Below are 7153 nucleotides of genomic sequence, written 5' to 3'. Positions count from 1 at the left end.
AGCGCACGTGAAGAAGATCAAGTATGGAATGCATTTATTCAGCTTCTTGATGAAGCGGTTGAAATGATCGGTGAAGAAGAATTATCGTTTTCAATGTTCCGTAAAACATTTGAAGCAGGACTTGAAGCATTGCAGTTTTCTCATGTACCGCCAAGTATGGATCATGTCATTGTTGGAACAATTGATCAATCACGGATTTCAAGTAAGAAATGTGCTTTTCTATTAGGCGTAAATGAAGGTACTTGGCCAATGAAGCCTGCAATCGATGGCATGATCAATGAAAAGGAGCGAGAGTTTTTACAACAATTTGGTGTTGAACTGGCAGCCAGTTCTAGACGGGTATTATTGGATGATTCCTTTTATATGTATTTAGCATTTACCTTGGCAACAGATTTTTTATGGGTAAGTTATGTGTTAAGTGACAATGAAGGGAATATGAAAACTCCATCTCCAATGATAGGTCGCCTGCAGGAATTTTACCCAATATTAAAGACACCTAATTTATTAACAGACCCGGATGAGTTAGAAGACGCTGCAAGATTTATAACAACACCTGTAAAAACAAGAGCAGCCCTAACCGTACAATTATCTCGTTATATTAGAGGCTACCATGTAGAGGATATTTGGTGGAATGTACTCGACTGGTATGTACAAAAAGAGGAAAAATATAGTACAACTTATCATGTACTGCAAAGTTTATTCTATGAAAATAAGGCTGTATCTTTAGCTGCTGATACTGTTAAGGAGTTATATCCGAAACAAGTGAAGACAAGTGTTTCACGTTTAGAGTTGTTAAACCAATGTTCATATCGTCACTTTTTACAGTACAGTTTGAATCTTGAAGAACGTCGTACATATAAGTTAGACGCACCAGACATTGGTCAACTTTTTCACGAAGCTTTAAAAACTATTACAGAATGGGTGCAAACGGAAAAGGGAAGTTTTGCCGACCTAACAAAAGAAGACTCTGAACAATATGCGAAGAAATCGATCTCCCATTTGGCTCCGGCTCTTCAACACCATATTTTATCAAGTACCAACCGGTATAAATATATTAAACGTAAACTTCGTGATGTTATAGCAAAAGCAACGTTCATATTAAGTGAACAAGCAAGGATGAGCGGTTTTTCACCAGTTGGAATTGAGCTTGATTTTGGATTTGATTCAGGACTTGATCCGGTGACAATTTCCCTTCCAAATGGATATGAACTTGTTTTAAGAGGGCGAATTGACCGTGTCGATAAGTCGCTCCAACATGATCAGCTATATTTAAGAATTATAGATTATAAATCAAGTTCCAGAGGATTAAGTTTAGTAGATGTTTATTATGGACTGGCTTTACAAATGTTAACTTATTTGGACGTCGTGTTATCACAGTCCGAAGCTTGGCTTGGCATGAAAGCTTCTCCGGCGGGAATATTATATTTCCATGTGCACAATCCAATGATTAATGAGAATGAAAATATCAATGAGCACGCACTTGCCAAGAAAATATTAAAAGAATATAAGATGGATGGACTTATTTCATCCGAAAAAGATGTTGTTCAATTGATGGATACTTCTCTTGAGTCGGGGTGGAGCGATATCGCGCCGTTTGGTATTAATAAAAATGGAAGTTTTCGTAAACATTCCAAAGTTGCTGATGAAGAAACATTCGACTTATTACGAAATCATATTCATCAACTAATTAGGCAAGCTGGAATCGAAATAACATCAGGGAAAATTGAGTTAAATCCATATGAAAATAAAGAAGGAAATGCCTGCCGCTTTTGTAGTTTTAAGTCCGTTTGTCAATTTGATCCAACATTAAAAGAGAATAGTTTCAGGAAGTTACCGTTACTTAAAGAAGAAGATATTTTAAAGAGATTGGAAGAAAAAACGACGGAAAAAGGAGGGATATAATTTTGGTTACTTGGACGAAAGAACAGCAAGAAGCAATTGATAGAAGCGGCTCAGATATTTTAGTTGCAGCAGCAGCAGGCTCTGGTAAAACAGCGGTGCTTGTGGAACGGATCATTAAAAAGCTTACAAATCAAGAGGATCCACTAAATATTGATGAAATTTTAGTAGCTACTTTCACGAATGCCGCAGCGGAAGAAATGCGTAGTAGAATTGGTAAAGCATTAGAAGAAGCAATAACAAAAGATCCGACATCCTATCATTTGAAAAAGCAATTATCACTATTGCAAAGAGCTTCAATTTCCACATTGCACTCGTTTTGTACATCAGTTGTGAGGCAGTATGCATATTTATTGGACCTTGATCCAGCATTTCGGATTGCAGATACGATGGAACTTGATCTAATCAAACAAGAGGTAATGGAGGAAATGTTTGAAGATGCATATGGTCAAGAAGGGGAAGAACAGGAAGTCTTTTTTACAGTAGTTGATATGTTTTCAAATGACCGAAGTGATGTGGAACTAGAGGAAGTTATTTTACGAATTTATAATTTTGCTGACCAGCATCCTTGGCCGGAAGAATGGTTACAAGAAGTGGCAGAAATTTATAATTTACCTAATGATTGTGCAGAAGAAGATCTCCCTTGGCTTACGATGTTAAAAGAAGAAGTGATGGAACAGTTTTTCGCTTGGAAACAAGATATTGATCGTGCAATGGCGGTAGCTGGAGAAAGCGATGGGCCATATCATTATCTTGAGGCATTGGAAGCAGATATGGCGATAATTAATCAAGCAATGTCGTTAACAAGTTGGGATGAACTCGCACAGTATATTAATTCTGTAACCTTTAAAAGTTTATCGAGAAAAAGTGTTGACTGTTCAGAAGACAAAAAGGAAAAAGTGAAACAGTTAAGAGAACGATTCCGCAAACCGTTCGATAAGATGAAAAAAGACTTTTTCGCTCGAAACTTAGCTGCTCATATAGAAGATATGCGAATTTTATATCCAGCAATTAAAAAAATAACGGAACTTGTAAGTGAATTTAAAAAACGGTTTTCTGAAGTGAAAAGAGAGCGGGCTATTTTAGATTTTAGTGACTTGGAACATTTTGCGCTCGAAATATTAATTGATCCAGCATCGACAAAAGACAATATTATCCCTTCTGACATCGCTCACTACTATAAAAATCAGTTTAAAGAAATTTTGGTAGACGAATACCAAGATATTAATAATGTTCAAGAAACGATTCTATCCGTTGTGAGCGATCGAGAAAATGGCAATATGTTTATGGTTGGCGACGTAAAGCAGAGTATTTACCGTTTTCGTCATGCAGAGCCACAACTGTTTTTGGATAAATATAAACGGTTTGCTAAAGACGAATCAACAGGTAGAAGAATTGATTTGGCTAAAAACTTCCGAAGCAGAGAAGAAGTGTTAAACGCTACTAACTTCATTTTTAAACAAATTCTAGATGAAACAGTCGGAGAAATTGATTATGATGAACGTGCGGAGCTTATCTATGGAAATTATTCTTATGAAGATTTTGAACTGAAAAATCCGGAAACGGAACTGATTATCATTGATCGAGACACAGAAAAAACTAGAAATTCAGATGAAGAATCGGAGACGGTTGAAGAATTAGAAGCGATTCAACTAGAAGCAAGGTTGTATGCAGAAAAAATAAAAGAGTGGATCGGTAAAAAAGAAAAAGCACCCGTCCAAGTAATTGATAAAGCAACAAATAAACAACGCAATCTTCAATATCGAGATATTGTCATTTTACTTAGGTCGTTAAAAGAAGCGCCAACGATAACAGAAGAGTTTAAAAAACAAGGAATTCCTGTTTACGCCGAGCTTGATAAAGGCTATTTTGAAGCGATTGAAATCCAAGTAATGATTAATATGTTAAAAGTAATTGATAATCCGTTTCAAGATATTCCGCTCGCTTCGGTTCTTAGATCACCGATTGTTGGCTTAAACGAAGAACAGTTAGCGCAAATAAGATTAATGAATCGACGCGAACCTTTTTATCAAGCAGTAAGAAGTTATGCAACTCGAAATCAAGAAGCAAGTCAAATTGTAAAGAAATTTTTAGAGCAATTAAAATCCTTTAGAGAAATTGCGAAAGAAGGAGATTTGTCTGAATTAATTTGGCAAATATATAGGGAAACCGGCTATTACGATTTTGTTGGTGGTATTCCTGGAGGCAGGCAGAGACAAGCTAATTTACGTGCGCTCTATGACCGAGCACGAAGCTATGAATCAACATCATTTCGAGGATTGTTCCGCTTCTTACGGCTTATTGAACGAATGGAAGAACAAGATAAGGACTTAGGAGAAGCGCGAGCATTAAGTGAACAAGAAGACGTTGTTCGAATGATGACAATTCATGGTAGTAAAGGTCTCGAATTTCCGGTTGTCATCATTGGACAAATAAATAAAGAATTTAACCAACAAGACATACGTAAAAAATATATTCTGGATAAAGATCGCGGCTTTGCTACAAAGTTCATCGATCCCGTAAAGCGGATTACGTATCCGACACTCTATTATCAATCACTGAAAGAAGCTTTTTTACGTAAGTCACAAGCAGAGGAAATGCGTGTTCTTTATGTAGCGATGACAAGAGCTAAGGAAAAGCTCGTTATGATTGGAAATCTCCCTTCATTTGAAAAGGTGCAAGAAAAATGGCGGGAAATCACCGAGCATCCAGCTTGGATTTTGCCAAATCAGCAAAGAAAAAAAGCAAAAACGTATTTAGATTTAATCGGACCTGCGCTCGTTCGCCATGAAAATGGCAAGCAACTGCGTGATGACGAACAGTTCGTCGATATTCCAACTGCTATTCGCGAACATCCTTCGAAATGGCATATTGAGGTTTTACCTGCAGAAGAGTTACTCAATATCAATGAAAAGGAACAAATTACAAAAGAGGAGTTAAAATCAACGATTGTTAATTGGAATAAGGTTCCGTATACGAATGAAAAATTGCTAAGAGAAGTCGATCAAAAACTATCCTTTCAATATCCATATCAAGAAGCAGCGGAAACTCGCGCAAAACAAAGTGTAACGGAAATAAAAAGACGTCAAGAAGTAACAGATGACTACAGTGACAAACGTTTATTAACACCATTTAGACAACCTTTAACAACTAGGCCGTTATTTATGCAAGAGGAAAAAGAGCTTACACCAGCAGAAATTGGGACAGCTATGCATACCGTTATGCAACACATACCGTTGACAAAACAATATTCCCCAGATGAAATAAGAGAATTTAGCTATCAATTAGTTGAAGAAGAAAAATTAACGGAACAAGAAGCAGAGGCAATTGATGTTGAGGCAATTAAAAACTTTTTCGCAAACGATATTGCTCAACTAATCATAACAAGCGAAAAGATAGAGCGGGAAGTACCATTTACGTATACATTGGACGCTGGTGAGGTTTATAATGACTGGCAAGGTAATTTAAATGAAAAAGTGTTGATTCAAGGAGTAGTTGACTGTATTGTCCATACAACCGATGGAATTATTATTTTGGATTATAAAACGGATGCAATAAGCGGAGAGGTAACAGAAGAAGTTTTAGAAACTTTGAAAGATCGTTATTATGTCCAAGTGAATTTATATAAAAAAGCGCTAGAAGATATTTTACGTCAGCCGGTAAAAGGAACATATTTATACTTTTTTGCAAAAGACTTGGTAATAAAACTGTAGAAGTGCCTTAAATCTGTCACAAATGAGAACGATTATCCATTAGAATGTATTCATTTTTACAATGAATACATTCTTTTTTTTACGTTTAATTAACATAAAACCTTGCTACATAAGGATTATGGAAAGGTTTTAAGATGAATTTCTTCTTGAGGAAAATTATAAAACAATTATAGCAAAGTGTGATTTATCTCACTTTTTTAACATACTCGAAGTTCTATACTATAAATGAATCAAAATTAAAGATAAAAACTTTAGGAGGGGTATTCATGGCAACTGAAGTTAAAAAACAGGAAATGCATAATGAAGACCACAACTCATTAAAAGGAGCACTATTTTCTTCCATTGTTTTTGTTGGAGGCGGAATTCTATTTTTCATCGTAGTTCTCTTTTACTTTTATATGACAAGATTATGAGGAGGTAAATCAAATGAAATTACATCGTACAGAAGAAATATGGCTGATTTTTGCGGTCATCATTATTATCGGTTCAATGGTGATAACTGGTTATCAAGCTTTTGCTTTAGGAATGGGTCCACCAAGTCATAAGGAAACGATCGATCCACAGAAAGTCGATCAAACGGAGCCTTTTGATAACCCGGGAATTTTTGAAACTGGGGAAAACGAATTTGACGTAGTAATGACATTAGAAGCATTTAACTTCAATCCCGGAGACATCGAAGTACCGGTTGGCTCCACCGTGAACTTTATCATGACATCAAAAGACGTTGTTCACGGAATGCAAATTGTCGACACAAACGTCAACGCAATGATTCTACCAGGACATATTCAAAAAATTTCACAGACCTTCAACGAGCCTGGCGAATATTTAATTTTATGTAATGAATATTGTGGAGTTGGACACCAATTAATGAGCACTACGATTACGGTGAAATAAGGAAGGGAGGAAAATAAAATGGAAACTGCTTTACAAGAGACGTTTACACAAAAAACAGGTAAGAAAGTTAAACAATTTGCACAGACGAATCCGAAAGACGCAAAATTAACACTGACATTTTTTACAGTTTCATTTATTGCATTATTCGTAGGGGCAGTTTTAGGACTTTTACAAGGTTTAGAACGTGCAGGACTTTTAACAATGCCGGCTTGGTTTGATTATTATCAAACATTAACAACACACGGAATTTTGCTCATACTCGTATTTACAGGAACATTTTTAGTAGGTTATGTATATGCAGGTGTTTCACATGTGCTTGGCGGTTTATTACCTAAAGTAAGAAAAATGGGTTGGGTCGCGTTTGGTTTAATGGTTGCTGGTACTGTACTAACTGCATCTCAAGTAATCATTGGCGAAGCTTCTGTACTTTATACATTTTACCCACCAATGGCAGCATCACCTTGGTTCTACATTGGTCTCGTATTGATTGTACTAGGAATTTGGACAGCAGCATTTGGTATGTTTATCAACGTTGCAAATTGGCGTAAAAATCACAAAGGACAAAAACTGCCGTTATTCGCATTCTTCGGAACAGGTATTTTCACTTTACTTTTCACAGCAACATTGGGGGTAACATACGAAGTGTT

At 36.2% G+C, this 7153-nt stretch carries 5 protein-coding genes; all 5 read left to right on the top strand.

Annotated features, from left to right (window positions below; genetic code table 11):
• Nucleotides 1–1902 (top strand): PD-(D/E)XK nuclease family protein (locus tag ACPYKA_RS17010; protein WP_479543405.1); only part of this gene is annotated, 1902 nt, incomplete at its 5' end.
• Nucleotides 1903–1904: 2 nt separating this feature from the next.
• The gene (gene addA, locus ACPYKA_RS17005) at nucleotides 1905–5612 is read left to right on the top strand and encodes a helicase-exonuclease AddAB subunit AddA (protein ID WP_479543404.1); all 3708 of its coding nucleotides are present in this window, start codon (nucleotides 1905–1907) and stop codon (nucleotides 5610–5612) included.
• A 266-nt stretch (nucleotides 5613–5878) separates the two neighbouring features.
• Complete coding sequence (locus ACPYKA_RS17000; protein WP_479543403.1) at nucleotides 5879–6025, top strand: hypothetical protein; 147 nt, start codon at nucleotides 5879–5881, stop codon at nucleotides 6023–6025.
• 13 nt (nucleotides 6026–6038) lie between these two features.
• Complete coding sequence (locus tag ACPYKA_RS16995; protein ID WP_479543402.1) at nucleotides 6039–6506, top strand: cytochrome c oxidase subunit II; 468 nt, start codon at nucleotides 6039–6041, stop codon at nucleotides 6504–6506.
• 18 nt (nucleotides 6507–6524) lie between these two features.
• The coding region (locus ACPYKA_RS16990) for a cbb3-type cytochrome c oxidase subunit I (RefSeq protein ID WP_479543401.1) at nucleotides 6525–7153 on the top strand (629 nt) is incomplete at its 3' end.

This window comes from Pseudogracilibacillus amylolyticus (SeqCode), from assembly GCF_051918545.1.
Taxonomy (GTDB): domain Bacteria; phylum Bacillota; class Bacilli; order Bacillales; family Amphibacillaceae; genus Pseudogracilibacillus.
The sequence above is the reverse complement of the archived record's forward strand: the minus strand, read 5'-3'. Positions and strand labels throughout refer to the sequence as shown.

Excerpts from the sequence above, each read along its gene's own strand:
- ACPYKA_RS17000 (WP_479543403.1), top strand. The coding sequence starts at position 5,879 with ATGGCAACTGAAGTTAAAAAACAGGAAATGCATAATGAAGACCACAAC.
- ACPYKA_RS16995 (WP_479543402.1), top strand. The coding sequence starts at position 6,039 with ATGAAATTACATCGTACAGAAGAAATATGGCTGATTTTTGCGGTCATC.